Raw genomic sequence first — 23,696 nt, 5'->3', positions numbered from 1 at the left:
CGGTTCAGTGCTGTATTCTGGAGGGCTGGGTCTTGGAAGAGCGGGCCTGATTACGCGGATCGCCCGGATCGTTGCCGGGACCGAGGGCGCGGTATCCTGCGGGAACGGGCGGGTTCATCGGAATGGTCAGAGACGCGTCGATCGCATCTTTGTTTGCCAGATCCGGGAACTGGTTCAGGATCGGGCCGACACGCGAAATGATCTTCTTGACGGTCGGCGCAGCGTTCCAGGCGGCTGTCGTCCAGCCATGCGTCGCGGCCGTGCCCTGCGGACTGTCGAGCATCACATAGACGGCGTAATGCGGGTTGTTCATCGGGAACACGCTGGTGAAGGCCGAGACGTTGACGTGTTTCAGGTAGCCACCGTGCGCGCCGATCTTTTCTGCCGTTCCGGTCTTGCCGCCGACATAATAGCCCGGCACTTCGGCGGACTTGCCGCTGCCCATCGTGACGTCGAGGCGCAGCAGTTTACGCAGAAGCGCTGAGGTCTGCTCGGACAGGACGCGCGTGCCCACGGGCGTTTCGGCTCCGATCTCGTCACTGTCCGCACCCGGTCGATAGGCCACGGGCCGGACCTGTGCCGCATCGGCGTCCGGCGCCGGCTTGCTGTCGTCCTCGGTATCGCGTGCCACGAGGGTGGGCTTGAGCAGGATACCGCCGTTCACCGTCGCTGCTGTGCCGCGCACGATGGCCAGCGGCGGTTCGGCAACACCGTGACCAAACCCGACCGTCATGACCGTGGAAATGCCCCAGTTGCGCGAGGCGGGAACGAGCGGGCGTCCGGCTTCAGGCAGTTCGACCGGAACACGGTTGAAAAAGCCCATGTTCCGCAGCCAGTCCTGCTGACGCGTCGCACCCACATCAAGCGCGATATGCGCCGCCGCCGGGTTGGACGAATAGGCGAGAACGCCGGGCAGGGAAAGCCAAGGAGCGAAATGATCGGTCTTCATATCGCGGATGGTGAAGCGGCCGACCCGGATCGGAATGGTCGAGAAGCGGTCCCACGGGTGAATGATTCCGAGTTGCAGGCCCATCGCCGCAGTCTGGAGCTTGAAGGTCGAACCCGGCTCGTACATGCCGGTGACGGCACGGTTGAAGCGGGCGTCGTTGGGCGCGTGGCCGAAATCATTGGCGTCGTAATCGGGCAGGCTGACCATGGCCAGGATCTCGCCCGTGCGGACATCCATGACGATCGCACTGGCTCCGATGGCCGAGAACTCGTCTTTCGCGGCTTGAAGCTCGTCATGCGCGACCGTCTGCACGCGCACGTCCAGTGACAGGCGCAGCGGCGACTTGTCGGAGTTCAGGCGCTTGTCGAAATACCGCTCCACACCTGCAATGCCGTGATCGTCGATATCGACGCTGCCCATAATTTGCGCGGCCGTGCGGCCCAGCGGATAGTGGCGGCGTTCGCCGGCTTCGAAATAAATGCCCGGGATGCCCAGATTGTTGATGGCAATTTCCTGGACGGGCGAAATGTCACGCGCCAGATAAACGAACTGCTTTTTCAGCGACAGGCGCCGGATCGTCTCGTCCCGGTCGAGCTGCGGCAGGACTTTTCGGAGCTTGTCGGCCGCATCCGCCGGATCAATCAGCTCCATCGGGTTGGCATAGACCTGCGCGACAGGTAGCGAGAGTGCCAGAGCCTGACCCGTGCGATCGGTAATGGTCGCGCGCTTGACGGTGGGCAGGACGAAATCGCCCGACATTTCCCCGCGCGGATCGCTCTTGGGGATTTCCGGAACCTGAGGCGCGATCTGGCGCTTTTCCGGCTCCATCGGCATCAGGACGGTGGCGACGGTCGCCTTGAGCGCCACAGCGCCATAAATCGCGAGAAATCCCATCCCGACGCCGAGCAGGCGTCCGTGCATCTGGTCAAGATTCAGCCTGCGGAACCCCCGCGGCGGCGCGCTCTTCCGGGAACGCCCTGACGGCACATCCGGACGCTCGGGGCGCTGCGAACCGGAAGAAGGTGGCACGTCCTGGGGCATCGTGCGGGGGTGCGTCCTGTTGAAGGGCTCGCCCTAAGCTATCCGAGAATGCTGAACGAGCGGTTAACGATGAGAAGGCTTTCAGTTAGCCAACGGCACCGGCGCGGGCAATGCGTCATTCGCATTTCCCAGAGCGGAAAGCTGGGTGTGATGCGTGCGGGGCGGCTCTTCGGCCAGACGGGTCGAGGCTGCGCTATGGCTGACATGCACGGTCTGGGGGTGCCAGGCCGCAACCATCAGCGGGGCAGGATGGCTCTCACGATAGTTGACCAGTCGGACGCTGGGCGCGCTGTCGGCATGGGCGTGAACCGGCGTCGAAACTGTACGCGGTGCAGCGGACGCGATCTGGATGTCCGCGCTGCGGGCATGGGAGGCATGCGCCGGGATAGCGGCCGGCTTCGGTGTCGCGGCGGGGTGCGATGCCATGGCTACAGCCACTGGGCGCGGAGCCGGGATCGGCTGGGCGGGCGCAGGGGCATGTACGACAGCCTGCGGAGCGGGCAGGGGCAGGTGAGCGGCCTCAGCAGCGCGGTTCACGACCTCATGCAGTTCCTCGCGCGGATCGGCCGGCTGAGCTTTCGAACCCGGAGCGGGAAGGCGCGCTTCGAGCGAGGCCATACGGATGAACTGGTCCGGTTCCATCGGATGCAGGGCGGGAACAAAGCGGGCCGCCAGGGTTTTCAGGCGGTCCGGCTGGTTCAGGAGGGCCCATTCCGTACGGAGCATGGCGGTCTGGCCACGCACGCGCTGCGTCTCCTGCACGATCTTCGTGATCTTCTGGTCCAGAACCGTGGTCTCATGCTTCTTGGTATAGAGAAACAGACCAGATCCTGCGGCGAGGACAGCGCAGGCGACGGTGAAGGGCCGGATCATGAGGGCATTCCTGAGACGGGCATCTTGGGGGCGGGGTTGCGAACCAGTGCGCGCAGACGGGCGCTGCGGGCGCGGGGGTTTTCCCGGGATTCCTCATCCGTGGCGGAGAGGGGACGGGAATAAAGAAGGGAAAAGGCCGGTGCTTCCTGACGGAGCGGCGCCGGTTCGTAACGGGAAGGATTTCCCGTCCGGCCTGCAAGGACGGCCATGGCACGTTTCGCCAGGCGATCTTCCAGGGAATGGAATGTTACGACCACGAAAACGCCGCCGGGAGCCAGAAGGCGCGGCGCGGCTTCCAGCGCCCGCTCCAGTTCGCCAAGTTCGTCGTTCACGGCAATCCGCAGCCCCTGGAAGCTGCGGGTGGCCGGATCGATATTGGCGCGGTCGCGGGGAACGCAGCAGCGGATGATATGCGCGAGCTGGCCGGTTGTCGTGATCGGCGCCTCGGCGCGGGCAGCCACGATGGCGCGCGCAATGCGGCGGGAGAGCTTTTCCTCGCCGTAGCGGTAAAGGATGTCCGCGAGCTCGGCTTCCTTGCATGTATTGACCAGATCAGCCGCCGAGGGGCCATCCGAGCCCATCCGCATGTCCAGCGGGCCGTCATTGCGGAACGAGAAACCACGCTCGGCCTGATCGATCTGGAAGGAGGAGACGCCCAGATCCAGCACGATGCCGCCAAACGGACCTTCCGCTCCGACCAGGGCTTCCATGTCGCCAAACGTGCCCTGATGCATCCGCAACCGCCCGTTGGCCTGAACAGCCATGGCGTTTCCGCGCTCGATGGCAGCAGGGTCGCGGTCGATGGCATCGAGCGTGCAGTCGGCCGCATTCAGGATGGCGCGGGCATAGCCACCACCCCCGAACGTGCCGTCCAGATAGCGTCCCCCAGCGCGTGGGGAGAGCGCTTCGAGAACCTCGTGCAGCATGACCGGAACATGGCCGGAATGGACCAGGGTAATCGCGTTCATTCCGCTGCTCCCGCTGTATTGCCGGCGGCAGGCGCGCTGGCGGGGCGGCGGCTGGTTGCGAGGGTTCTGGCACGGCTGCGGGCAGCCTGACGCCGTTCTGCCGCAGCTTCGGGGTTCCAGATCTGGAATGTGCGGCCAAGCCCCATGAAGGAAACTTCGTCGGTCAGGGCTGCGTGGGTGCGCAGGTTTTCGGGAAGAATGATGCGGCCTTCCTTGTCGCTGTCCAGCGGATAGGCATCCGCATAGAGGCTGGCGGCCAGATCTTCATGATCTTCCGAAAAGGGATCGTATTCGTCGAGCGGTGTCGCAAGCGACGCGAAAGCGCCGACCGTCCAGCCTTCGATGCAGGGATGGAGATGGGACGGACGCAGAATGACCAGTGGATCTCCCGGCTGAGCCTGTGATTTCAGGGCGGCGCGGAAAGATGCGGGAATGGAGACACGTCCCTTGGCATCGAAACGGTTCTGATGCGTGCCGAGGAACATGCTCATGGATGATGTGCCTCCTTCCTGCGTCAGAACCGGTCATGCGGTTGCTGGTTATTTGGCTTGGTCTTGACTGGGATATCATGGGATTTCATGGGACGTCAAACAGATATCGTCCGAAAACCGCAGAAAACTGCGACATTTTCAAAATCTGAAATGTGACGGAATTTTTTGCTTTTTGTTAGGGATTATCAGGGATAATCGCACAGGCGGATCTATACCTGCCGTTATTTGTTCTGTTTTTGTTCTTCTCCGGAAAGGGGAACAATTACTGGAAGAACGGATTTTTTTAGAGGGGCCAGACGGCCTGTAAGCCGGGTTCTGTCCGCCCGAAAGCGGGACGATCATTCCTCTGGGACCTGCATTGCTGCAGGCCTCACGCAACCAACCCGAACGACGGGGCGAGAAACCCCCGGTCTCCTTGCGGAGACCTGCCGTTCCTATTCGGTCTTGCTCCCGGTAGGGTTTACCATGACCATCGCCGTTGCCGGAGATGCGGTGCGCTCTTGCCGCACCGTTTCGCCCTTACCCGCAACATGTTCCCCGGCGAATGAACGCGTGGGGTACAGTCCGGCGGGCGGTCTGTTTTCTGTGGCACTGTCCCTGGGGTCGCCCCCGCCGGCAATTAACCGGTACCGTCTTCCCATGGAGCCCGGACTTTCCTCCCTGTATGCGATCCTCATCGCACACACAGCGATCGTCCAGCCGTCTGGCGGCGCAGACACTGCTCCGGGACGCCTGCGGGGTCAAGGGCAGACTTTTGGGCATGATCCCGGCATAATGGTGAAATGCGCCCGACCCTGACATTACGGATCTTCCTGTCCTGGCTGGCCTGGCAGAGCCGCAGACGTGGCGTTACGCCGCGTATGATCGCCCTGGACGAAATACCGCCCATTCCCGCTGCGCCGCCTCCCGCGCCGATCCTGAAGCAGATCCGGCGTGTCACGGGGCGCCCGAGTTTTCCTGTGGCCCTGTCCTCACTGCGGATCCGCCGATGGCGTGAGATCCGTGTGCCCGGAGCCGATGGCTTCCGCACCGCCCGCCTGTATCGGCCGCGCGGAAAGGTCCGGGGGGTCGTTCTCTTTTTGCACGGGGGCGGATTCGTTCATTGCGATCTGGTGTCCCATCACGGGATCTGCTGCCGCCTTGCGGCCGCGTCCGGCGCGATGGTGGTTTCGCTGGATTACCGTCTCGCGCCCGAGCACCGCTTTCCGGCAGGGCTTGAAGATGCCAAAGCGGCGCTGGACTGGATTTTCCGGACCGTTGGCGAGGATGTGCCAGTCGCGGTTGTGGGAGACAGTGCAGGGGGCAACATGTCCGCAGCGCTCACGCAATGGGTGCGGGAGGAGGGACTGCGTCCGCTGAGCGCGCAGCTTCTTTATTACCCTGCTCTGAGCGGCCCGTTCGTTCCGCCTTCACGTCAGGCCTATGCCGAGGGCTACATGCTGAGCGCGGAGCTTCTGTACTGGTATTGCGGCCAGACGCTGCGCAGCCCCGAGCAGCTTTTCGATCCGGCATTTTCGCCCCTTCTGGCGGATGACTTCCAGGACCTTCCGCCGGCCATGATCGTGACCGCGGGTTTTGATCCGCTCAGGGGAGAGGGTGAACTCTATGCCCGGTGTCTCGATGAGGCAGGCGCGCCGGTTCGACTGAAGAACTTTCCGCGCATGATTCATGGTTTCCTGAACGGCTATGCGCTGTTCCGGGACGGACGTCAGGCGTTGCGGGAAGGAGGAATGTTCCTGCGCGAAGTCTTTGCACAGAAAAACGGCGGAGCCTGCTGACAGGCTCCGCCTTCTTGAAGTGTCTTAAAGAGGCAGGTCGTGGAACGCGCCGGGCGTTCCCGCATCTGTCTGCACGGTCCGCTCCGAGCGGTTGATCTTCAGGCTGAACAGCTTGTCCGCCGAAGGTGTCGTGCCGGGGCAGCCATTGCCGTGCCGTCCCAGGACATCCATCGTCGGTGTGTTGTCCGCCGCGTTGCCGTTGACCACGAAAACGAGGCAGTTGCGCGGCAGGTCCGTCAGGTTGTCTTTCACGACTGCCAGACGGAGATGCTCCACCAGGGCTGTGTTGTCGAACCAGCTCAGCTTACTGAACGTGATCTTGTCGTAGGACATGTCCAGCAGGCCGGTCCGGACCGCGATGAACATCAGCAGAAAAGCCGGGATGACGACCAGAAGCCGTCGCAGCAGGAGTTGTTTGAAGCTGCGGGGCTGCCGGCGCGTGCCTCGGCCCGGAGTGCGGCCCAGGCGGGGCGTTGCGCTTTTATCGTCGCTCAAATGCGGTTACTCCGACGCTTCATGCCAGGTGTCGCCATGGCTGGCGAGCAGTTGTGTCGCCTGTTCCGGCCCATAGGAACCCGCACTGTAGGTCTGCATAGGCGCCTTGTCATGCTTCCATGCCTCGAGGATGGGCTCGGCCCAGCGCCATGCGGCCTCGACCTCGTCACGACGGATGAACAGCACCGGATCACCCCTCACGGCATCCAGAAGAAGCCGTTCATAGGAATCCGGGAAGGGCAGGCCACCTTCCATGCGGATGGAGGTATCAAGATCTGCCGTCCGCAGGTTGAAGACATCCAGGGCAGGGTTCTTGACGTTCAGGCGCAGGTCCACGCCTTCGTTGGGCTGGATGCGCAGGACCAGTCTGTTGCTGGCCGGGGTGGCGCCGAACATGGTGGTCGCGGCCGGGCGGAACGTCACGACGATCTCGCTGACCTTCTTGCCGGAACGCTTGGCCGTGCGGACGTAGAACGGTACGTTCTTCCAGCGCGGCGTGTCCACCCAGGCGCGGATTGCGGCATAGGTTTCCGTCGCGCTGGGCTTGCCGAGTTCTTCAAGATAGCCCGGAACATTCTCGCCATCGACCACTCCTGCCGTGTACTGCGCGCGCACCGTCTCGGTGGCGGCTGTGGCATCCGTGATGGGGCGCAGGGCGTTCAGGACGGCCAGCTTGGCGTTGCGGACGGCATCGGCCTCAAGGGAATCGGGAGCTTCCATCGCGACCAGACACAGCACCTGAAGCAGGTGGTTCTGGATCATATCGCGAAGCGCGCCAGACGTGTCGTAATAGGCCGCGCGGCCTTCGACGCCCACAGTCTCGACCGCCGTGATCTGCACGCTCTCGATATGCTCGCCGGACCAGGCGGCGTTCATGAGCGGGTTTGCAAATCGCAGGGCGAGGACGTTCTGGACCGTCTCTTTCCCGAGATAATGATCGATCCGGTAGATCTGCTTTTCCGGAAAATACTGGCCGACCCCGTCATTGATGGCGGTGGCGGTGGCCATGTTCGTGCCGATCGGCTTTTCGAGAACGACCCGCGACGTGGGGGTGATCAGCCCGTAGCGGTTCAGGTTCTCGCAGATGCTGCCGTAAAGCTGCGGTGCGGTTGCGAAATAATAGACCCGCACCCGGTCAGGCTGCGCCTTGGCCAGCAGGGACTTCAGGGCGTCCCACTGAGGGCCCTCGCGACTGCTGTCCAGCGTCACGTAATCGAGACGGGCGAGGAAACGCTCGACCAGTCCCGGGCTCAGGATGTCTGAAGGAAGGAAACGCTCAAGGGCATCTCGGGCCCGCGCGACATAGGCCTCCCGGTCCAGCTCCGTACGGGCGGCTCCGATGATGCACGCATCATCTGGAATCTGACCCATCCGGAGACGGTTGTAGAGCGCGGGCAGCAGCTTGCGCATCGTGAGATCGCCAGTGGCGCCGAAGATGACATAGTCGAAAGGCTCGACCTGCTGGAAATGTTCCATGGAAGACTCTCTGACCTCTCGAACCCGCAGACCGGGAAAAAAGGGTTAGGGTTCAGGCCTTTTCAGGCACCGTCTAGTTCCCTGTCACGGGCCTTCCTGTCAAGGGACAGGCTCTGCACGACCTCGGGAGAAAATCTTCGTCATCTTCACGCGTTCATGAAACGTGCACATAATTCCGTTGACCGTCCGGCCCTCATCACGATAAGCCGCGCGGCGGGTGTTGTGTTCGTGCAGCGCCGGAAAATACAGCCAAAGACTTACGCCTCAGGAAGGAAACCGGACATGGATGCAGAAAGCAAAAGCGAAGGCGCTGCCACGGGCGGGATCGCTGCGGACCGTCTGCGCTCCATCATTGAGCGCGTCGAGCGCCTGGAAGAGGAGCGCAAGGCTCTGGCCGGGGACATCAAGGATATTTTTTCCGAAGCCAAGTCCGCCGGATTTGACGTAAAAGTCATCAAGCAGATCATCCGTCTGCGCAAGCAGGAGCCGGCCGAGATCGAGGAGCAGGAGACCCTGCTCGATATCTATCGCCGTGCCCTTGGTATGTAATTCCGGTCTCCGGATACCCGAACGCGCCACCTTCAGACTGGACCAGGCCTCCTCATGATGTCTGATTTTTCATGGCTGCCGGGCTGGGCCTTCGGGTGCCTGGCCGTGGTGGCCGCCCTGTTTGCGCTGGCGCTGCTCTGCATGCCCTTCGCCGTCTTCGGCACCAAGCCGCGGTTGCAGGAACTGGAGTTCCAGATCGCGGAACTGCGGGCGGAACTGCGGGCGCTCAACATGCGGCTGGCCGTTTCGACACGGCCTGACAATCTGTCTGCCGCTCTGGACAGGCAGACTATGACGGCTTCCGAAACACGTGCGGTTCCTTCAGGCCCAACCCTGCCGGATGAGGATTATCTCATGCCGGTGCGAAGTCTGCGTTCCGATCTGCCATCCTATGAAGATAGTCCGGAAGTGGGAGATCCTGAAACCCTGCCGCGTCGCGGACAGCCCTCCCAATCCGCCCTGCGGGAGGAGATGTCCGACGCCTCCGAACGCGCCTGGACCCGGGCTCCATGGGAAAAGGACGCTGCGGCAACGGGGCGCCAGCCTCTTGGCCGCAGCATGGAGCGGAGACAGGGTAACAGACCGGTCGTCGAAGAAGACGCCTACCGGCCCCGCTCGGAGCCCAAGCTCCGTTGGCCGCCCAGAGACTAGCCAGCAGCGCGCAGGGCCGACCCGTCAGGGAAGATCGAGCGCCAGATCATCCCGATGGATCAAGGCATCACGTCCGCGATATCCCAGAAGCTGTTCCATCTCGCCGGAGCGATGGCCGATCAGCTTCTGGCTCTCTTCGGAATCATAAGCGATCAGACCGCGCCCGATAATGCTTCCGTCAGCGTCCCGGATGAGCACGAGATCGCCCCGGCCAAAACTGCCCTCAAGCCCGGTCACGCCCGCGGGTAGGAGGGATGCGCCTTCTTCAAGAGCGCGACGGGCACCGGCATCGATCGTAAGTGTGCCCTTGGGCTGAAGGCTGCCACCAATCCAGCGCTTGCGGGCTGAGCCGGCATCCGTTTGCGCCATGAACCAGGTGCACAGGCCCCCGTTCTGAAGCCTGCGGAGCGGATGATGCTCCTGTCCGGCCGCGATCACCATGTTCGCACCCGCGCGCGTCGCAATCCGGGCCGCGAGGAGCTTCGTGCGCATTCCGCCAGACGAATAACCCGGCGGCGGCTCGCCCCCCATCGCCATGATCTCGTCCGTCATCTGTTCGACAACGGGAATATGCCGTGCGGACGGATCCTGTCGCGGGTCCGCTGTATAAAGCCCGTCGATGTCGGACAGCAGCACCAGACAGTCGGCCCCGGTCATCTGGGCCACACGTGCGCCCAGCCGGTCATTGTCGCCGAAGCGGATCTCGCCGGTCGCGATGGCATCGTTTTCGTTGATGACGGGAACGCAGCCCAGATCGAGCAGGGTCTGGAGCGTGGCGCGCGCGTTGAGGTGGCGCTCACGGTTTTCCGTATCGTCCGGGGTCAGAAGAAGCTGGGCCGCGACCAGATCATGGCCGGCGAGGGCCGCGCTCCAGCCTTGCGCCAGTCCGATCTGGCCGACACTGGCCATGGCCTGCTTTTCGTCCAGCCGCAGACGGCGGGATGTCAGGCCGAGGCGGTGTCGCGCCAGGGAAATCGCGCCCGAGGATACGACGATGACTTCCGCGCCCCGGGCACGCAGGTCGGCAATATCCGCACAGACGCTCTGCAGCCATTCAAGCCGCAGGCTTGCATTCGCGGAATCGACCAGAAGCGCACTTCCGATCTTGATGACGATCCGGCGGGCCTGCGCCAGACGAGGAGCAGAAGCCGGAGCGGTCATCCCTGACGGTCCCTTTTGGCAGCGGTCACGCGATCCTGAAGCAGCCGGAGCAGTTCGGGCAGGCCTTCCTGCGTCGCGCCGGACAGCATCATCACTTCCGCGCCAGAAGCCTTTGCCAGAGCCCGTTTCTTGGCGGAACGCTGGGTGGGGGTGAGGGAATCGCACTTGTTCAGGACGATGATTTCCGGCTTGGCCGCAAGCTCGGGATCATAGGCATCAAGCTCCTTGCGGATCAGGCGCCAGTGCTTGACGATCTGGCTTTCCGTGCCGTCGATCAGATGCAGCAGTGTCGCACAACGCTCTACGTGACCCAAGAAGCGGTCCCCAAGCCCGGCGCCCTCGCTCGCCCCTTCGATCAGGCCGGGAATATCGGCGATTACGAACTCTTCCGTATTGTTCAGCCGCACCACGCCGAGCTGCGGATGCAGGGTCGTGAACGGATAATCGGCAATCTTGGGGCGGGCCCGGGAGGCGACGGAGAGGAGGGTGGACTTGCCTGCATTGGGCAGACCCACGAGGCCGATATCGGCGATCAGCTTCAGACGCAGCCACACCCAGCGCTCTTCGCCCGGCCAGCCCTTGTCAGCCCGGCGGGGCGCACGGTTGGTGCTGCTTTTGAAATGGGTATTGCCAAGGCCGCCATCGCCGCCGCGGCACAGCAGGACTTCCTTGCCCTCGGCATCCAGATCGGCCAGCAGGGTCTCGCGGTCCTCATCAAAGATCTGCGTGCCGACCGGCACGTTGATGGTGACATTGGCCGCAGCCGCACCTGTGCGGTTGGAGCCTGCGCCATTGCCGCCCTTGCGGGCCTTGAAATGCTGCGTGTAGCGGAAATCGATCAGCGTGTTCAGGCCGGGAACCGCGCGGAAAATGATATCGCCACCACGGCCGCCATCACCGCCGTCCGGTCCACCGAACTCGATGTATTTCTCGCGCCGGAATGCGATCACGCCGTCCCCACCGTCACCGGAACGTACATAGATCTTGGCCTGGTCGAGAAACTTCATCGTATTGTCCGCAAGAAAAGGTGAGGGGCGCTTTATACGCAAAAAGGCCGGTCCCGAACAGGACCGGCCCCTTCCGCTCGCGCTGGAAAACGCGGGCTGCTTATTCAGCAGCTTCCGGCAGTGCCACGGAAACGTGGACACGGCCTTCTGCGCGGCGCTGGAACTTCACATGACCGTCCACGAGAGCGAACAGCGTGTGGTCGCGGCCGATACCGACATTGGCGCCAGCCTTCACCTTCGTGCCGCGCTGGCGGACGATGATGTTGCCTGCGATGACGCTTTCGCCGCCAAACTTCTTCACACCCAGACGACGACCTGCACTGTCGCGTCCGTTACGGCTTGAGCCGCCTGCCTTTTTTTGTGCCATGGCTGTTTGTCCTTACCTAAAGTGTCGGGCCAATCAGGCCGCGTTGATCGCGTTGATGCGCAGGACGGTCACCGGCTGGCGGTGGCCGTTCTTGCGGCGGCTGTTCTGACGGCGACGCTTCTTGAAGATGATCACCTTCGCCAGACGATCCTGGGCAACAACGGTGGCCGTCACGGTTGCGCCAGCGACCAGCGGTGCGCCAACAGTCACGGTGCCTTCGCCGCCAACCATAAGGACGTCGGTGAAGGTGATGGTGCTGCCGGCTTCAGCTTCGAGCTTCTCGACCTTGAGGATGCTCTCGGGAGCAACGCGATACTGCTTACCGCCGGTGCGGATGATTGCGTACATTCTGGAAACTCTCTCTGTTCCGATCTCGTGGCCGCTTCTGCCGGGTTGTCCCGATCTGGCGCGACCCAGTCGCTTTTTGTCGTTGGCTCCATGCCGACCAACAGGAATTGGAACATGGAACAGCCGCGGTCGATACAGATATGAAGGCTTTCAGTCAATCAGAAACGGCGAAAAAAGCCCTACCCAGACATCTTTCTTTCAGGATCGCGCTTCAGCCCCCTTGCAATGTCTGACAAACCCCTCCATAAGCCCCTCCGTCGATCAGGTTCAGCGCAAAAGCAGAGCCGTACGGAGAGGTGCCAGAGTGGTCGATCGGGGCGGTCTCGAAAACCGTTGTGCCTTCGCGGGTACCGTGGGTTCGAATCCCACCCTCTCCGCCATCCGATCTGAAATCATTTAAAAACAATCAGCCCTGACCGGAATTGAGCAGGCGGCTGTTTCTCTCGCCGCGGAACGGTTTGCTGGCATCAAGGAAGTCTTCGTTCGTCCGCATCGTGTAGGCGATGACGACGAGATAGGTGATGGCACGTGTCAGTTCGAGGCGCGTTACCAGATCCGTCTCCTGGGCATCGAGAACACGCAGGCGCCTGACTGCGGCTTCCGCAATACGGGCCGCCTTGTCATGCCGCTTTGTGGATTGTTCCACATAATGCAGAACCAGCAGGATCGGGCGGCGGGCGCTTTCGGGCAGGTATTCACGGTCCAGCAGCGCGCGGAGCCTGATGACGTTCAGGCCGAGCGTTAGCGTTGCCAGCGTCCCGAGGATACAGGCTTCGATCAGCGGGGCCGGGGTGGGACCGGCATGACGGATCAGCCGGGCAAAGCGATCCGTATTGCGGCCGATCCAGACGCTGATGCGTGGCGTGAAGCCCGGATGGGCCAGATGCTGCAGTTCTCCGAGCATGATCCGACGCAGACGGAAGCGCTCGGCATCGCTGCTGAACGGCAGGACGCTGCGGAACACGATGACACTGACAGCCACCGCCAGAACGGTCGCCATATTCCCATTGTAAAAGGCGATTTCATTCATGACGTGATGGTTCTCAAGCCCCAGCATCGCTGGAAGCAGAAGCCCGTAAGCCGCTGAGCCACCCGCTGTCGCAGGATTGCCCTTCGCCAGGCCGCCCAGAAACATTGCCGGCCCCAGAAAGAGCGTCAGCGTCTCGAAAGTCGTGACTTTTGGCATGAGCACGAAAACCAGGAACCATGCCACGATACAGGCTGCGACGGCTCCCTTGAGGAATTCAGTTGTGCCAAGGACAGGATTTTCCTTGGTCGCGAACAGGCCGCAGACCAGAGTCGTAATGGCGATGAAACCGAGGCCGTTCGGCCATGCCGTTACTTCGTAGATATAAGCCGTGATCAGAACAGCGCAGGCACCCCGCAGACCGTTATGCACCGCTTCACGGGTGTCGCGATGGGTTTCAAGCTGGAAATGGAAATGATCGCCTTTGATGCGATGCGTACTGGCCTCGTACTCCTTGATGGCCTGTTCCAGATCTCCCAGAAGCTCGCCCAGGGAGACAAACAGGACACGTTCATCCAGCCTGTCTTCCTGCATTTCCTGACCTTCATAGGTCTGATCAAAGGGTTCGAGGCCGGGAATGGGTTCAAGGTCGGAGCGGATGTCGCTTTCGCGATGTGGTGCGGCGTAGAGGCGACAGATGTCGCGAAAGTGCTGAAGATCCGCAAGCAGGGCAGGGACGGCATTCTGGTCCGGCAGGCGCTGCGGGAACTGCTTGAGGAAGGCAAGGATCTCGTCAGCGGTTTTCGTGAACGCCGGATGATTGTGGTTGAGCACCTGAAGGCGCATGGCCATACCGAAACCGCGCGACAGAAGGGCAGACACTGCCGCGAGCGCCGCACGTGCGTGATCGCCTTCATGGCCGTGCGGTCCCATTTCGACTTCCGCGAACTCGATCTGGTCATTGATCGTCAGGATTGTCCCGAACTGCCGCCGTGCGGCATTCAGCGCGCCGCGCTCCTCGCCCAGAAGGCTGCATAATGTCGTGGTGACGAGGACCAGGGCGGATTCAAGCTTCTGCCGAAGCTGTGCCCTGGCATGTCTTTCCTGGCTCGTCGCAAAAATGAGCCCCATGAAGGCTTCACACAGCACGCCAAGCACGATGTAAGTGCCGCGTGACATCGCGATCATGAAGACGTTGTCGGGATTGGAGGCAGCGCCCATGCAGATGATCGAACAGGTATATCCTGCAAGAACAAGGGCATACGACCGGAAATTGCTGACGAATGTTGCAAAGCCGCTGCACAGGCCGATCCACAGGGCAATCATGGGGAAGAACATCCATGGGGCCTGTGGGGCGGCTGCCATGATGGCGATGGCCGCGACAGCACCACTGATGGTGCCGACGATACGCCATTTAGCCTTGGACTGACTTTCGCCCCGGCTGGTCTGCGCGACGGCCCAGACGGTCATGGCAGCCCAGGCCGGATCGTCCAGTTCCATCCAGAACGCGATTCCGACGGCAAGACATGCCGCAATGGTGTTGCGCAGGGCAAAGGTGACAGAGGATGGGCTGGGTGCGTACAGCCACGAGAGAAAGGGACGCGCGCGCGGCCGCAGAGGTGCAGGCCGTGTGGTCGTATTATCCGGAGTCGGTTGTCCCGAGGATATGGTGCTGCCACTCATTGCGAGAGTTTCTTAGCCCTAACAGCATTATCCGGCGAGAGCGGAAATTGCCATTCTGAGATCGGTTACAAATTTTGTATATTCGCGTGTCTTCGACTCCTCATCGGGGAGGCGCAGCAGATAAGACGGGTGTACGGTTACCAGCCCGATACTTCCGTCGGGGAGTGGAATATGTCTTGAACGTTCACGCGACACTGTCACCTGACGCCCAAGAACAGCGCTGGCTCCTGTAACGCCCAGCATCACGGTCACTTTCGGGGCCAGAACCTTGCGCTCTGTTGCCAGCCACGGAGAACAGGCCGTTATTTCTGTCGCGTCCGGTTTCTGGTGGATACGACGGTTTCCCCTCGGCACAAACTTGAAATGTTTGACGGCATTGGTGATCCACGCCTGTGCCCTGTTTCCCCCTGCCTCCTTCAGGGCGCGATCGAACAGTTGTCCCGCCGGCCCTACGAATGGCCGTCCCTGAAGGTCCTCCTGATCTCCCGGCTGTTCGCCGACAAAGATGATTCTGGCCTCAGGATTGCCCTCTCCCGAAACAGTCCGTGTTGCGGGGCCACAGAGATCGCACATCCGGCAGTCGATCGCTTTTCCGCGCAGGCTGGGCAGGGAAGAAGAGGAAGCAATATCGGCGGCGTCAGGATGCAGGCGGACCGGAGCAATTCCATCCCACCACTCATTGTCGGTACCGGCCGTTGCAATACTGCGTGCGGCTGCCACAACTTCGGCGTAGTCAGCAATATCATCTCCCAGTCCCGGGCCGAAACGGTATTCCTGACCATTCCAGCAGAGTGTCCGATCCGGGGCCGTTACGACCCAGGGCGTGGGTCGCAGGTCTGCAAGCGCGGCCGCCTGACTGTCGATCAGGGCGGAGGCATGGGAGGTACGGATTACCTGCCAGTCAGGATTGCGTGCGTCGGGCATCTGGCAACGCAGGTCAAGCACGCGCTTTCGGCTCTCGGTTGCGAGTCTCGTGAGCTCTCCTCCAAGTTCGTCCGGAACAGACAGGCTGTCACGCAGGGTCTGAAGTGTAATATAAAGTAACCGGAACCGTTCAGGTGCCTCGGAGATGAAAACAGCGGGGAATAGAGTCGCGAGAGACCGGGGGACACTGGTTGTCGAAGGGGCTGTGGGAAGAACACGTGTGGCAGAAGGGCTGTAAAGGTCTGTCGGATTCTTTACGATCCACCGTATTGACTCGGCTGGTACTCTCTCGTGAAGCAGTTTTCGCGACCAGGCACGCCAGCCGGAAAAATCACTTGTCGTTGAGAGCACAACAGTTTCGAGGTTCATGTCATCATTCCAGTTGTGAGCTGCAAGACTGAATACTCCGGAAAACGCGCTTGCTTTTTTGTTTGCGGGTTATTTTGATATGATGATAATCCTGAGTCGGTAAAGGCGTGTGCCAAATATTTCCATGCAGCATTTACCTGACCCTTTACAGGCGTTATGGAACTGAAAAACATTTGATCAGAGGGGTGAAATAGCATGTCCGAAAACACTTCGAGTACAGGTCTCCTGGAACTTACTGCCAAGATCGTTGCTGCCCAGGCATCCCGCGGAACACTTGAAGCAGAAGCACTGCCTGCCCTGATTCGCCAGGTATACGATGCCCTTGCCAAGGCTGGAGTTCCTGAGGAAGAGCCCCAGTCCGAGCGTCCGCAGCCGGCAGTTCCCATCAAGCGCTCTGTCTTTCCTGACTACATCATCTGTCTCGAAGACGGCAAAAAACTGAAAATGCTCAAGCGCCATCTTCAGAGCGCTTATGATATGACTCCGGAACAGTATCGTGAACGGTGGGGTCTTCCTTCGGACTACCCGCTGGTTGCTCCTAATTATGCACAGCGCCGCTCTGCTCTGGCGCGTGAGATTGGTCTTGGACGCAAGATCAGTGCCGCAACCAGCGAAGGCAAGAAAGAGAGTGCCCGCGGACGTCGTACCAAGAAGGAAGACTGAGGTATCGTCAGGGCAGGTTGGTGAGGTCCTTTCAGAGGGAAGTGGTATCGCCAACCAGTCATCTTGAGATGACAGGGACAGGAGCAGTTCCATTAACGCTGATCTGAATGTCTTTCTGGCGGGGCAGGTAAAACACCGGCAACTGCTGGTGTGGCGGGTCGGGGCTCTTGTCGCATTTTTCGGCGCCGTGGTCATTTCAATGGCCAGTCATGGGGGCGCCGTCAGTGCGAATTCCACTCACCGGCCGCATATCGTCCGGCTGGCCATTAGCGGCATCATCAAAAATGACGTCTCCCAGACCGTGCGCGCCCTGAAACAGGCGCAGGATGCATCGGATGTGACCGGCCTCCTGCTCGTGGTGGACAGTCCCGGCGGCGGCGTAACGGGAGGAGAGCGGCTGCATGAGGCCGTCAAGCGCTTTGCCGCCGTCAAGCCCGTCGTCGTTTCAATGGGGGATATGGGGGCGTCTGCCGCCTATATGCTGTCCGTGCCCGCGCAGCATATCGTGGCTTTGCCCTCTACGCTGACAGGTTCGATCGGCGTGCTTTTCCAGCGTCCCGATGTTTCCGCGGGTCTGGGGCGTCTGGGAATTGGCGTGGATGCCATCACGTCCGGCGCCATGAAAGATCAGACCGATCCCACCAGTGCCTTGACACCCGAAGGCCGCCAGATGCTTCAGGGTCTTGTGAATGACCTCTTCGGCCAGTTTGTTTCGATGGTCGCCGAAGGGCGCCATCTGACTGAGGAAAAGGTTCGTTCCCTGGCGGATGGCCGGGCTTATACGGGCCGCCAGGCGATTGCCCTGGGGCTGGTGGACGAGCTCGGCGATGAAGATGCAGCCCGGCTCTGGCTCCGGAAGCAGCTGAAGATCGGTAATGCGTCTTATCCCGTGGTGCCGCTGATCCCCGAGCACTCACGGTACTGGTATCAATGGCCCGGCAAAAAGGCGCTTCTGAAGGGCCTGCTGGGAGGGACTTTCTCAAGTGTGATCGATCGCGAAGGCCTTGACGGAGCCGTTGCGATTTTGCAACTCTGATGGCCCGTTTCAGAAGGCGGAGTCAGGTGGAACAGTTGTCATGACCCGATCCGAACTCATCGCCGAACTGGCGGTCGCGTACCCGCATCTCCTTACCCGCGATATAGAACGTATCGTCCATGCGGTCTTTGACGAGATCGGTGCAGCGCTTGCGCGGGGAGACCGGGTCGAATTGCGAGGCTTCGGAGCATTTCTTCCCCGCGAACGGGCAGCCAGAACGGGACGTAACCCGCGGACAGGCGATATCGTGCCGGTCGAGGAAAAAAGCGTCCCCTTCTTCAAAGTCGGCAAGGAACTCAGGGAACGCGTCAATCAGCGTCTGTCTACCCGGAAAAGCGGTGACTGAACGGGCTGTGTCCATGTTGCATCAGGCGTTTTCAAGGAACGCCATGCTAAAGGCCGGGGCTGGTTCGAAAGGCCGGTTCTGCGGTATTGTAGAGTTATGAAACCTGTCTCGCATTTTCTGGTTGTGTCTGCCTGGGCCGTCAGCCTGTGCCTGATGGGGAGATCTTTTCTGGCTCCGTCAGCCGCTCTGGCTCACGGAGTATTGAAATCTCCAACCAGGACATCGCTGCATCACACGGCCAGATCCCGCTCAGCGCAGGCGCGAATCTGTTACCGAATGGCCTCCGGCGTCATTGTGCTGGAACAGATGCCCAACAGCGCCAGGCATCTCGGACGTGGAAGCGGGTTTGCCCCGATCGGCGAAGCGGTCTTCCGCTCCAGCAACCGGCTTCACGCCTGTCCCGAGATGCATGGACGCAGGGGATAGGGGGACGGATCAGTCTCGGTTTCGTCCTAGTCGTATCCCTTGAGGTTGCTGATTTCTGCAAGAAGGAAATCCCGGAACACCGCGATCCGCTTGGACGTCCGTAGTTCTTCCGGATAGACGAAATAGGCTTCCACCAGTGGGACCTGCTGGTTCGGCAGGATCCTGACAAGGCCGGGATAACCGGTTGCGGCATAAAGGGGCAGGGAGCCGATCCCGGTTCCGGCCGCAATGGCATTTGCAACGGCAGAAATATTGTTGATTGCCAGCCGTCGGCTTCCCTGACGCGCAACGCCTTCCTGCCGCAGCAGATCCAGCAGCCAGTTCACGTTGGGGAGCGGCAGATGCCAGCCCGCAAAGCTTATGATCTGGTGATTGGCGAGGTCTTCCAGAGAATGCGGCGTGCCGTTGCGCTCAAGATACTCGGCGCTGGCATAGATCGGCATGGGAAAGTTCGCGAGATGACGCTGGACCAGATCCGGCTGTGTCGGCGGATGGAGCCTGATCGCAACATCGGCCTCCCGCATTCCCAGATCCAGATCCGCATCCTCGAGCAGAAGCGTGACTTCGATATCGGGATGCAGTTCCAGAAACCGGTTCAGACGCGGAGAAAGCCAGGACAGACCAAAGCCGGTCGTCGTGGTGATCTTGATCTTGCCGGCCGCCCGTTCCTTGCTTTCGCTCAGAAACGCCTGGGTGAGGGCCAGTTTCGAGAAGACTTCCCGCACCGTACGGTTCAGGACATCGCCCTGTTCCGTCAGGATCAGTCCACGCGCATGCCGATGGAACAGCGGCACGCGCAGGACATCTTCAAGCGCGGAAATCTGGCGCGATACTGCCGACTGACTCAGCCCCAGCCGGTCACCGGCATGGGTGAAGGACCCGGCTTCCGCCACGGCGTGAAAAATCCGCAGCTTGTCCCAGTCCATCTGGTTTTCTCCCCGTTCGCCGATGCGACGGTCTTCGTCCTTCTTGCCCATACGTCCCGGCGTTATCCGTCAAGATATGTCGTTGAATGGACGAAACTGTCTGAAGCGCAGGCGAGGGTCAAGTTTTTGTCATGGCAGGTATGCCAGAAAGATATCGTTCCGCCTCCAGCGCCGCCATGCAGCCTGTTCCGGCTGCCGTCACGGCCTGCCGGAAAATCCGGTCCTGGATGTCACCGGCTGCGAACACGCCTTTGACGGACGTTCCCGTGCCGTCGCTTTCCGTCAGGATATACCCGTCGCTATCACAGGCCACTTCATGCCGGAACGGACCGGCATTGGGCGTATGACCAATGGCCACGAACACACCGTCCACGTCCAGCTTGGAGAGGGCGCCCGTCTGCGTGTCCTTCAGGGCCACGCCGCAGACGACTTCCGGCTCACCCGTCCCCAGGATTTCCTCGACAGCCTGGTTCCAGTGAACTTCGACCTTCGGATTGGAGAACAGGCGCTCCTGCAGGATGCGCTCGGCCCGCAGGCTGTCGCGGCGATGGATCAGATGCACCTTGTCCGCGTGATGCGTCAGGTACAGCGCTTCCTCGACCGCCGTATTGCCGCCGCCGATCACAGCGACCGTCTTGCCGCGATAGAAAAAGCCGTCACAGGTCGCACAGGCCGAAACACCGCCGCGCTGAAGACGCTTTTCCGATTCGAGACCGAGCCATTTGGCCTGGGCCCCCGTGGCGATCACAACCGTGCGTGCCCGGAACTCGTCTCCCGAGTCTCCGACCAGCCGGAAATATCCGTCTGGTCCCGGACCGTTCTTCAGATCGGCCTGTACGATCAGGTCATAAACCAGCTGCGTCCCGACGTGCTCGGCCTGCGCGCGCATCTGCTCCATCAGCCAGGGACCCTGCACAGGAGTCGCAAAGCCGGGATAGTTTTCAACATCCGTCGTGATGGTGAGCTGGCCGCCGGGCTGCATCCCGGTGACGAGAATCGGCTTGAGGCTCGCGCGGGCCGCGTAGATCGCGGCGGTGTAACCAGCAGGGCCGGCGCCAACGACCAGCAGATCCGTATGATGGATTTCAGGCATGATGGGTCCTCAATGGGTATCTGGTCCCCCATATAAAGACTTCCGATGCATCTGCCATCTTTGCGGATCATGTCGCCTGCCATATACGTCAGAGTGAAATGAACGTACCGCCGTACCCCGCACCGATTGAACTGGACGCCATCGACCGGCAGATCATTGCCGAACTCCAGGCCGATGGACGCATGACCAACGTGGAACTCGCCCGTCGGACCGGCATTTCCGCGCCACCCTGCCTGCGACGTGTCCGGCGGCTCGAGGAACTGGGGATCATCAAGGGCTACCACGCGGAAGTGGATGCGGCCCTGCTGGGCTGGTCCCTGAATTTCTATGCCCTGATTGGCCTCGAGAGCCAGAAAGGCAGTGTGCTGGAAGCCTTTGAAGCACAGGTCGGCGCCTGGCCCGAAACGCGGGAATGCCACATGATCCGTGGCGGCGGCGATTTCCTCGTGCGCCTTGTCGCCCGCGACGCCGCCCACCAGAACGCCCTGACGCGCCTGCTGACCGACAGCCCACATGTCGTCCGCGTCCAGACCCTCCAGACCATCCATACAAGCCGTGATCTCGCCGGCGTGCCGATCTGACGGCTGACCCCATGACCGCCTCGCGGCTGCTGCCTCTTCCGGCCGAACTGAGCGTCATCGTCCCGTGTTACAACGAGGTCGCCAATGTGGCGCCCATGGTCGCCGCACTGGACAGCGCGCTCGAAGGCCGGAAATGGGAAGTCATCTTCGTCGATGACAGTTCTCCGGACGGCACGGCGGGCGAGGTTTCCCGGATTGCACGTCTTGACCCGCGGGTTCGGGTGCTGTGCCGGGTCGGGCGTCGTGGCCTGTCATCCGCCGTGATCGAGGGAATTCTCTCATCAAGTGCTCCCTGGGTCGCGGTCATGGACGGCGATCTGCAGCACGATGAATCCGTCCTGCGCACCATGCTGGCCGAGCTGCAGTCGGGCGCGGATATCGTCGTGGCGAGTCGACATGTCGAAGGCGGAGACAGCGCCGGACTGGCAGGGCACTGGCGGCACATGCTCTCGGATGCGGGCATCCGGGCCGCGCAGGCCATCATGCCGCACCCTCTCAGTGATCCGATGAGCGGCTTTTTCGCCATGCGCCGGGATCTCTTTGACACATTGCTGCCCCGACTGTCGGGAACAGGCTTCAAGATCCTGCTCGATCTGGTGATGTCCGCACCCAGGACCGTGCGCATCGTCGAGGTGCCCTTCGTCTTCCGTCCGCGACTGGCCGGCGAGAGCAAGCTCGATATCGTTGTCCTGATCCAGTTCGCGACCATGCTGCTCGACAAGCTGACCCGCGGCTGGCTGCCGACGCGCTTCATGGCTTTTGCGCTGGTCGGGCTGATTGGCGTGGCCGTGAATGTGGCCGTTCTGAATCTGGCAGGCGCCTGCGGTCTGGGTTTTTCCTGGGCCCAGCTGGCCGGCACCGCCGTCGCCATCCTGACGAACTTCATGCTCAACAACCGCTTCACCTATCATGACCGTCGTCTGAAAGGGGTGAAGCTCTGGCGCGGGCTGGTTATTTTCATTGCCGTCTGCTCGCTGGGTGCGATCGCCAATATCGGTATTGCCCGCATGATGCTGGACAGCGCCGGCCATGGCCACTGGGACCGTTCCTCCGCTGCCGGAGCCGTCGTCGGCGTTGTCTGGAACTACGCGGTCTCTTCCACGCTCGTCTGGCGCTGACCCCTTGAGTGATACGCCTCGCCAAATCCGGCTGTTCTGGGCGCTTCTTGCCGTCCTGACTATCATCCGGCTGTGTCTGGCGGCCAATGTCCCGCTGACGCCCGACGAGGCCTATTACTGGGTCTGGTCCCGCAATCTTCAGCCGGGGTATCTGGATCACCCCTTCATGGTTGCCCTCTGGATACGTGTCGGGACATGGATCGCCGGGGAGACACCGCTGGGTGTCCGTCTGCTGGGGCCGCTCTCCGTTCTGCCCGGGAGCTGGGCGCTTTATCACGCGGCCCGTCGTTTGCTGCCGTCCTGCCCATGGCCGGCCTCCGGCCTTAAGGCAGCGCTGCTGCTCAATGCCACGCTCATGCTGGGTCTGGGCGCTGCGACCATGACGCCAGACACCCCGCTGCTGTTCTTCATCACGCTGTTTCTCTACACGCTCAGCCGCGCTATCGATCCGGAGCAGAAACCGGGCACCGCTCTTCCGTGGTGGATCGGTTCGGCTGTGCTTCTAGGGCTGGCTTTTGATTCAAAATACACTGCCGTCCTGATCGGTGCCGGGCTGGGTGGCGCTGTCCTCACGACGGGACGCCTGCGCCGTCAGCCTGGTCCCTGGCTGGCCATTCCGGCCCTGTTCGTGGCGATGTCGCCCGTCATCCTGTGGAATGCGCATCACCACTGGGCCAGCTTCCTCAGACAGGGAGGCAGGGCAGGAGACTGGCATCCGGCCCGTGCCGTCCAGTTCATGGGCGAACTGATCGGGGGGCAGATCGGTCTCGCCACGCCGCTCATTTTCGTTCTGTTCGTGGTCGGGCTCTGGGCGTGTCTCAAGCGCAACCGCCTTCTGGCCTGGCTGGCTCTTGTTCCAATGGCCGTGTTCGTCACACATGCCTTCGGGGACAGGGTCCAACCAAACTGGCCGGCCGTGATCTATCCGGTCTTTGCACTTGCCGCTCTTGAAACAGGCTGGCGCATCCGCTGGCCCGTCATCAGCGGGCTGGCCCTGACCCTCATTGTCTGCATTCAGGCTGTTTTTTCGCCGCTGCACCTTGTGCCGCATCGTGATCCGGTGCTGCGCCTGACCGGCGGCTGGGAAACATTTTCTCGACAGCTCGCCCTGAAGGCCAAAGCCGAAGGCGCAACCGCGCTCGCCGCCGAGGATTACGCTCTCGCCTCAAGACTGGCATTCACGCAGGATATCCTGCCCGTAATCGGCACGGACCCGCGCTGGCATCTTTTCCGTCTTCCCGCAGCGGAAAGCGCAAAAGCCGTCATGGTCGAGGAACAGCGGCACGGCGCGGTTCCCGAAAAATCCGCAACCCTGTGCCGGGAAGTCCGCGCTCAACCCATCCGCTGCTACACCGTAAGCCCGCCAGGTTTCACGACCGGTGTGCAGCTTCCCGAGCGTTCTTAAACCTC

23 protein-coding genes, 1 tRNA gene and 1 other RNA gene are annotated in these 23,696 nt (G+C 61.7%); 10 read left to right on the top strand and 15 right to left on the bottom strand.

The genetic code is table 11. The features are described from left to right. Positions 1-4: 4 nt before the first annotated feature. The 5 genes from HKD31_RS08885 to rnpB all read right to left on the bottom strand — a co-directional run bounded on the left by HKD31_RS08885 (position 5) and on the right by rnpB (position 5,029). The gene (locus HKD31_RS08885; protein ID WP_194264534.1) at positions 5-1,990 is read right to left on the bottom strand and encodes a peptidoglycan D,D-transpeptidase FtsI family protein; all 1,986 of its coding nucleotides are present in this window, start codon (positions 1,988-1,990) and stop codon (positions 5-7) included. Positions 1,991-2,071: 81 nt separating this feature from the next. Further along, positions 2,072-2,863, bottom strand: coding sequence for a cell division protein FtsL (gene ftsL, locus HKD31_RS08880; protein ID WP_194264535.1), 792 nt, complete (start codon positions 2,861-2,863; stop codon positions 2,072-2,074). Further along, the gene (gene rsmH, locus HKD31_RS08875) at positions 2,860-3,831 is read right to left on the bottom strand and encodes a 16S rRNA (cytosine(1402)-N(4))-methyltransferase RsmH (protein ID WP_194264536.1); all 972 of its coding nucleotides are present in this window, start codon (positions 3,829-3,831) and stop codon (positions 2,860-2,862) included. Before rsmH ends, ftsL begins: the two co-directional genes overlap by 4 nt. Beyond that, a complete protein-coding gene (gene mraZ, locus HKD31_RS08870; RefSeq protein WP_011251745.1) occupies positions 3,828-4,322 on the bottom strand; it encodes a division/cell wall cluster transcriptional repressor MraZ in 495 nt (164 codons plus the stop codon). Before mraZ ends, rsmH begins: the two co-directional genes overlap by 4 nt. Before the next feature lie 288 nt (positions 4,323-4,610). Further along, positions 4,611-5,029, bottom strand: an RNA gene (gene rnpB / locus HKD31_RS08865) — RNase P RNA component class A. Positions 5,030-5,104: 75 nt separating this feature from the next. On the opposite strand from rnpB, the gene HKD31_RS08860 reads away from it, so the two are divergent. Next, positions 5,105-6,100, top strand: coding sequence for an alpha/beta hydrolase (locus HKD31_RS08860; protein WP_194264537.1), 996 nt, complete (start codon positions 5,105-5,107; stop codon positions 6,098-6,100). Between the two features lie 24 nt (positions 6,101-6,124). Here HKD31_RS08860 and HKD31_RS08855 read toward each other — a convergent pair whose 3' ends face one another. Continuing rightward, entirely contained in the window at positions 6,125-6,595 is a 471-nt protein-coding gene (locus tag HKD31_RS08855; protein WP_194264538.1) for a hypothetical protein, read from the bottom strand. Between the two features lie 6 nt (positions 6,596-6,601). Next, entirely contained in the window at positions 6,602-8,071 is a 1,470-nt protein-coding gene (zwf, locus tag HKD31_RS08850) for a glucose-6-phosphate dehydrogenase (RefSeq protein ID WP_194264539.1), read from the bottom strand. A 282-nt stretch (positions 8,072-8,353) separates the two neighbouring features. Here zwf and HKD31_RS08845 point away from each other — a divergent pair, with 282 nt between their 5' ends. Both HKD31_RS08845 and HKD31_RS08840 read left to right on the top strand, forming a co-directional pair. Beyond that, entirely contained in the window at positions 8,354-8,620 is a 267-nt protein-coding gene (locus HKD31_RS08845) for a DUF2312 domain-containing protein (RefSeq protein WP_011251740.1), read from the top strand. 54 nt (positions 8,621-8,674) lie between these two features. Further along, the gene (locus tag HKD31_RS08840; RefSeq protein WP_228120391.1) at positions 8,675-9,271 is read left to right on the top strand and encodes a hypothetical protein; all 597 of its coding nucleotides are present in this window, start codon (positions 8,675-8,677) and stop codon (positions 9,269-9,271) included. A gap of 24 nt (positions 9,272-9,295) precedes the next feature. Here HKD31_RS08840 and proB read toward each other — a convergent pair whose 3' ends face one another. The 4 genes from proB to rplU all read right to left on the bottom strand — a co-directional run bounded on the left by proB (position 9,296) and on the right by rplU (position 12,154). Then, on the bottom strand, positions 9,296-10,432 hold the full coding sequence (proB, locus tag HKD31_RS08835) for a glutamate 5-kinase (RefSeq protein ID WP_194264540.1): 1,137 nt from the start codon (positions 10,430-10,432) through the stop codon (positions 9,296-9,298). Continuing rightward, a complete protein-coding gene (gene obgE / locus HKD31_RS08830; RefSeq protein WP_194264541.1) occupies positions 10,429-11,439 on the bottom strand; it encodes a GTPase ObgE in 1,011 nt (336 codons plus the stop codon). The genes proB and obgE overlap by 4 nt, the downstream gene beginning before the upstream one ends. 100 nt (positions 11,440-11,539) lie before the next feature. Continuing rightward, on the bottom strand, positions 11,540-11,806 hold the full coding sequence (rpmA, locus tag HKD31_RS08825) for a 50S ribosomal protein L27 (RefSeq protein ID WP_194264542.1): 267 nt from the start codon (positions 11,804-11,806) through the stop codon (positions 11,540-11,542). 33 nt (positions 11,807-11,839) lie between these two features. Beyond that, positions 11,840-12,154, bottom strand: a complete 315-nt coding sequence (gene rplU / locus HKD31_RS08820; protein WP_194264543.1) for a 50S ribosomal protein L21 — start codon at positions 12,152-12,154, stop codon at positions 11,840-11,842. Positions 12,155-12,444: 290 nt separating this feature from the next. On the opposite strand from rplU, the gene HKD31_RS08815 reads away from it, so the two are divergent. After that, a tRNA-Ser gene (locus tag HKD31_RS08815) sits at positions 12,445-12,534 on the top strand. 26 nt (positions 12,535-12,560) lie between these two features. Here the strand turns inward: HKD31_RS08815 and HKD31_RS08810 are convergent. Together HKD31_RS08810 and HKD31_RS08805 are read right to left on the bottom strand one after the other, a co-directional pair. Continuing rightward, positions 12,561-14,804 (bottom strand): FUSC family protein, encoded by a 2,244-nt coding sequence (locus HKD31_RS08810; RefSeq protein ID WP_194264544.1) that lies wholly within the window; start codon positions 14,802-14,804, stop codon positions 12,561-12,563. Positions 14,805-14,831: 27 nt separating this feature from the next. Beyond that, positions 14,832-16,097: a UdgX family uracil-DNA binding protein gene (locus HKD31_RS08805; RefSeq protein WP_194264545.1), complete on the bottom strand. Its 1,266-nt coding sequence runs from the start codon at positions 16,095-16,097 to the stop codon at positions 14,832-14,834. A gap of 195 nt (positions 16,098-16,292) precedes the next feature. Here HKD31_RS08805 and HKD31_RS08800 point away from each other — a divergent pair, with 195 nt between their 5' ends. From HKD31_RS08800 to HKD31_RS08790, 3 genes are all read left to right on the top strand, one after another. Next, a complete protein-coding gene (locus HKD31_RS08800) occupies positions 16,293-16,760 on the top strand; it encodes a Ros/MucR family transcriptional regulator (protein ID WP_194264546.1) in 468 nt (155 codons plus the stop codon). Between the two features lie 199 nt (positions 16,761-16,959). Further along, positions 16,960-17,796, top strand: a complete 837-nt coding sequence (gene sppA / locus HKD31_RS08795) for a signal peptide peptidase SppA (protein WP_228120389.1) — start codon at positions 16,960-16,962, stop codon at positions 17,794-17,796. 40 nt (positions 17,797-17,836) lie between these two features. Then, positions 17,837-18,142: an integration host factor subunit beta gene (locus HKD31_RS08790; RefSeq protein WP_194264547.1), complete on the top strand. Its 306-nt coding sequence runs from the start codon at positions 17,837-17,839 to the stop codon at positions 18,140-18,142. Positions 18,143-18,594: 452 nt separating this feature from the next. Here the strand turns inward: HKD31_RS08790 and HKD31_RS08785 are convergent, their stop codons facing one another. Both HKD31_RS08785 and trxB read right to left on the bottom strand, forming a co-directional pair. Beyond that, the gene (locus tag HKD31_RS08785; protein ID WP_194264673.1) at positions 18,595-19,494 is read right to left on the bottom strand and encodes a LysR family transcriptional regulator; all 900 of its coding nucleotides are present in this window, start codon (positions 19,492-19,494) and stop codon (positions 18,595-18,597) included. A gap of 118 nt (positions 19,495-19,612) precedes the next feature. Then, positions 19,613-20,587 (bottom strand): thioredoxin-disulfide reductase, encoded by a 975-nt coding sequence (gene trxB, locus HKD31_RS08780; protein ID WP_194264548.1) that lies wholly within the window; start codon positions 20,585-20,587, stop codon positions 19,613-19,615. A 98-nt stretch (positions 20,588-20,685) separates the two neighbouring features. Between trxB and HKD31_RS08775 the strand changes: the two genes are divergently transcribed. Genes HKD31_RS08775 through HKD31_RS08765 form a run of 3 tightly spaced genes read left to right on the top strand, consistent with a single transcriptional unit; the run spans position 20,686 to position 23,691 of the window. Next, entirely contained in the window at positions 20,686-21,168 is a 483-nt protein-coding gene (locus HKD31_RS08775) for an Lrp/AsnC family transcriptional regulator (RefSeq protein WP_194264549.1), read from the top strand. A gap of 11 nt (positions 21,169-21,179) precedes the next feature. Further along, on the top strand, positions 21,180-22,286 hold the full coding sequence (locus tag HKD31_RS08770) for a glycosyltransferase (RefSeq protein ID WP_194264550.1): 1,107 nt from the start codon (positions 21,180-21,182) through the stop codon (positions 22,284-22,286). Between the two features lie 4 nt (positions 22,287-22,290). Further along, the gene (locus tag HKD31_RS08765; RefSeq protein WP_228120386.1) at positions 22,291-23,691 is read left to right on the top strand and encodes an ArnT family glycosyltransferase; all 1,401 of its coding nucleotides are present in this window, start codon (positions 22,291-22,293) and stop codon (positions 23,689-23,691) included. Positions 23,692-23,696: the final 5 nt, after the last annotated feature.

Source organism: Gluconobacter potus (assembly GCF_015244705.1).
Taxonomy (GTDB): Bacteria; Pseudomonadota; Alphaproteobacteria; order Acetobacterales; family Acetobacteraceae; genus Gluconobacter; species Gluconobacter potus.
Note: the sequence above shows the minus strand (reverse complement) of the source record. Positions and strands in the feature narration are given on the sequence as shown.

Bases quoted from the DNA above. Each gene is read 5' to 3' on its own strand.
- HKD31_RS08860 (WP_194264537.1), top strand. From the start codon at position 5,105: ATGCGCCCGACCCTGACATTACGGATCTTCCTGTCCTGGCTGGCCTGG.
- HKD31_RS08840 (WP_228120391.1), top strand. From the start codon at position 8,675: ATGATGTCTGATTTTTCATGGCTGCCGGGCTGGGCCTTCGGGTGCCTG.
- HKD31_RS08845 (WP_011251740.1), top strand. From the start codon at position 8,354: ATGGATGCAGAAAGCAAAAGCGAAGGCGCTGCCACGGGCGGGATCGCT.
- HKD31_RS08775 (WP_194264549.1), top strand. From the start codon at position 20,686: ATGAACGTACCGCCGTACCCCGCACCGATTGAACTGGACGCCATCGAC.
- HKD31_RS08790 (WP_194264547.1), top strand. From the start codon at position 17,837: ATGACCCGATCCGAACTCATCGCCGAACTGGCGGTCGCGTACCCGCAT.
- rplU (WP_194264543.1), bottom strand. From the start codon at position 12,154: ATGTACGCAATCATCCGCACCGGCGGTAAGCAGTATCGCGTTGCTCCC.
- trxB (WP_194264548.1), bottom strand. From the start codon at position 20,587: ATGCCTGAAATCCATCATACGGATCTGCTGGTCGTTGGCGCCGGCCCT.
- HKD31_RS08805 (WP_194264545.1), bottom strand. From the start codon at position 16,097: ATGAACCTCGAAACTGTTGTGCTCTCAACGACAAGTGATTTTTCCGGC.
- mraZ (WP_011251745.1), bottom strand. From the start codon at position 4,322: ATGAGCATGTTCCTCGGCACGCATCAGAACCGTTTCGATGCCAAGGGA.
- ftsL (WP_194264535.1), bottom strand. From the start codon at position 2,863: ATGATCCGGCCCTTCACCGTCGCCTGCGCTGTCCTCGCCGCAGGATCT.
- HKD31_RS08785 (WP_194264673.1), bottom strand. From the start codon at position 19,494: ATGGACTGGGACAAGCTGCGGATTTTTCACGCCGTGGCGGAAGCCGGG.
- zwf (WP_194264539.1), bottom strand. From the start codon at position 8,071: ATGGAACATTTCCAGCAGGTCGAGCCTTTCGACTATGTCATCTTCGGC.
- rpmA (WP_194264542.1), bottom strand. From the start codon at position 11,806: ATGGCACAAAAAAAGGCAGGCGGCTCAAGCCGTAACGGACGCGACAGT.
- obgE (WP_194264541.1), bottom strand. From the start codon at position 11,439: ATGAAGTTTCTCGACCAGGCCAAGATCTATGTACGTTCCGGTGACGGT.
- HKD31_RS08810 (WP_194264544.1), bottom strand. From the start codon at position 14,804: ATGAGTGGCAGCACCATATCCTCGGGACAACCGACTCCGGATAATACG.
- proB (WP_194264540.1), bottom strand. From the start codon at position 10,432: ATGACCGCTCCGGCTTCTGCTCCTCGTCTGGCGCAGGCCCGCCGGATC.
- HKD31_RS08800 (WP_194264546.1), top strand. From the start codon at position 16,293: ATGTCCGAAAACACTTCGAGTACAGGTCTCCTGGAACTTACTGCCAAG.
- sppA (WP_228120389.1), top strand. From the start codon at position 16,960: ATGGCCAGTCATGGGGGCGCCGTCAGTGCGAATTCCACTCACCGGCCG.
- HKD31_RS08770 (WP_194264550.1), top strand. From the start codon at position 21,180: ATGACCGCCTCGCGGCTGCTGCCTCTTCCGGCCGAACTGAGCGTCATC.
- HKD31_RS08885 (WP_194264534.1), bottom strand. From the start codon at position 1,990: ATGCCCCAGGACGTGCCACCTTCTTCCGGTTCGCAGCGCCCCGAGCGT.
- rsmH (WP_194264536.1), bottom strand. From the start codon at position 3,831: ATGAACGCGATTACCCTGGTCCATTCCGGCCATGTTCCGGTCATGCTG.